2 protein-coding genes are annotated in these 2,488 nt (G+C 73.4%); both read right to left on the bottom strand.

The window, feature by feature from the left end:
• Positions 1 to 18: 18 nt before the first annotated feature.
• On the bottom strand, positions 19 to 1,740 hold the full coding sequence (locus ACIQOV_RS37200; protein ID WP_401055213.1) for an urease subunit alpha: 1,722 nt from the start codon (positions 1,738 to 1,740) through the stop codon (positions 19 to 21).
• A complete protein-coding gene (locus ACIQOV_RS37195; protein ID WP_401055214.1) occupies positions 1,737 to 2,447 on the bottom strand; it encodes an urease subunit gamma in 711 nt (236 codons plus the stop codon). Before ACIQOV_RS37195 ends, ACIQOV_RS37200 begins: the two co-directional genes overlap by 4 nt.
• Positions 2,448 to 2,488 lie beyond the last annotated feature (41 nt).

Below are 2,488 nucleotides of genomic sequence, written 5' to 3'. Positions count from 1 at the left end.
GGGTCGGAGCGCGGGGGGTCAGAGAAAGTAGAGGCGGCTGAGCGAGACGCTGTCCGCGGGTTCGGAGCGCAGCGGCGAGCCGTCGAGCGAGACCAGCCCGGTCTCGGTGACCTCGACGTGGCCGACGCGGGCGTTGCGCACCATGTCGCGCGGTCCGATGCCGCGGGTGCCCCGGACGCCGACCCGGCGGCGGCGGGTGGGCAGCCCGTCGGCGGCCCGGTCGAGGTACGCGCCGTCGGCGGCGGCCTGGGCGACGAAGGCCACCGAGATGTCGGCGGCGGTCGCGCCGTGGGCGCCGAACTGCGGTCCCAGGACGAGCGGTTCGCAGCGGTCGGTGGAGGCATTGGGGTCGCCGACCACGCCGTACGCGGGGAATCCGGCCTTGAGGACCAGCTGCGGCTTGGCGCCGAAGTGGTCCGGGCGCCACAGCACGATGTCGGCGAGCTTGCCGATCTCGATGGAGCCGACCTCGTGCGCGAGGCCGTGGGCGATGGCCGGGTTGATGGTGAGCTTGGCGATGTAGCGCAGCACGCGCTCGTTGTCGTCGCCGCTCTCCGTCGTGCCGTACGAGCCGGTGCCGTCGAGCGGGCCGAGTTCGGCCTTCATCTTGCCGGCCATGGCGAAGGTGCGGCGCACCGTCTCGCCGGCCCGGCCCATGCCCTGGGCGTCGGAGGAGGTGATGCCGATGACCCCGAGGTCGTGCAGGACGTCCTCGGCGCCCATGGTGCCGGCCCGGATGCGGTCGCGGGCCATCGCGGCGTCGCCGGGCAGGTCGACCTTGAGGTCGTGCGCGGAGACGATCATGCCGAAGTGTTCGCCGAGGGCGTCCCGGCCGAACGGCAGCGTCGGGTTGGTGGAGGAGCCGATGACGTTCGGCACGCCGGCCATCTTGAGCACGTTGGGGACGTGTCCGCCGCCGCAGCCCTCGATGTGGAAGGCGTGGATGGTCCGGCCCTCCAACACCTTCAGGGTGTCCTCGACCGACAGGCACTCGTTCAACCCGTCGGTGTGCAGGGCGACCTGGACGTCGTACTCCTCGGCGACCCGCAGCGCGGTGTCCAGGGCGCGGGTGTGCGCGCCCATGTCCTCGTGCACCTTGAAGCCGGACGCCCCGCCCTCGGCCAGCGCCTCGATCAGCGGGGCCTCGTCGGAGGACGAGCCTCGGCCCAGGAAGCCGATGTTGACGGGCCAGGCGTCGAACGCGTTGAAGGCGTGGCGCAGTGCCCAGGGCGAGTTGACGCCGACGCCCCAGACCGGGCCGAACTCCTGGCCGATGATGGTGGTGACGCCGGAGGCCAGCGAGGCCTCCATGATCCGCGGCGAGAGCAGGTGGACGTGGGTGTCGATGGCGCCGGCGGTGGCGATCATGCCCTCGCCGGAGACGATCGTGGTGCCGGTGCCGACGACCACGTCCACGCCGTCCAGGGTGTCCGGGTTGCCGGCCCGCCCGATCGAGGCGATCCGGCCGCCGATCAGGCCGATCGAGGTCTTGCGGATGCCCTGGATCGCGTCGATCACCAGCACGTTGCTGATCACGACGTCGCAGGTGTCCCGGACCGCGGCGGGCTTGAGGTGCAGGCCGTCGCGGGCGGTCTTGCCGAAGCCGGCCAGGAACTCGTCGCCGGGCGCCTGGGAGTCGGATTCCACGCGGACGATCAGTCCGCTGTCGCCGAGCCGGACCCGGTCCCCGGCGCGCGGGCCGTGCACCGAGATGTAGTCGTGCGGGGTGATGGACGTCACGACTCGACCTCCGCGTCGTCGAAGTGGGTGAGGTAGCCGGTGGCGCGGGCCTTCGCCAGGGCGGCCTCCTTCGCGCCGGGCGCGTCCAGCGGGCCGTCCACGAGCCCCGCGAAACCGATCGCGACCCGCCCGCCGCCGATCGGCACCAGGCCGACCTCGACGGTGGCGCCGGGGTCGAAGCGCACCGAGGAGCCGGCCGGGACGGCCAGGTGGGTGCCGTAGGCGGCGGCGCGGTCGAAGGCGAGCCGCGGGTTGGCCTCGAAGAAGTGGAAGTGCGAGGTGACCGAGATCGGCACCGCGGAGGTGTTGTGCACGGGGAGCAGCAGTGTCTCCTCGACCGGGTCGTAGCCGGCTCCGTCGCCGATCAGCGCGCCGCCGGGGGCCTCGTCGCCGAGCGAGCCGACGCCCTTGAACGGGTCGTTGACGACGGCGAGGCGGGTGCCGTCCTCGAAGACGGCCTCGACCTGGACGACGGTGACCACGTCCGGCACGCCGGGCAGGACGTCGTCGGCGGTCAGCACGGAGCGGCCGGCCTCGATGGCCTCGGCCAGGCGCCGGCCGTCGCGGGCGGCCTCGCAGACGGCGTCCGCGATCAGGGCGGTGGCCTCGGGGATGTTGAGGCGCACGCCCCGGGCGCGGCGGGCGCGGGCCAGCTCGGCTGCTGTGAAGATCAGCAGCCGGTCCCGCTCGGTGGGGGTCAGTCGCACGGTTCCTCGCTCGCGGTCGCCGGGGAGGGGGTCGGCTCGGG

The organism is Kitasatospora sp. NPDC091257, from assembly GCF_044757675.1.
Taxonomy (GTDB): Bacteria; Actinomycetota; Actinomycetes; order Streptomycetales; family Streptomycetaceae; genus Kitasatospora; species Kitasatospora lactacystinica.
The sequence above is the reverse complement of the archived record's forward strand: the minus strand, read 5'-3'. Positions and strand labels throughout refer to the sequence as shown.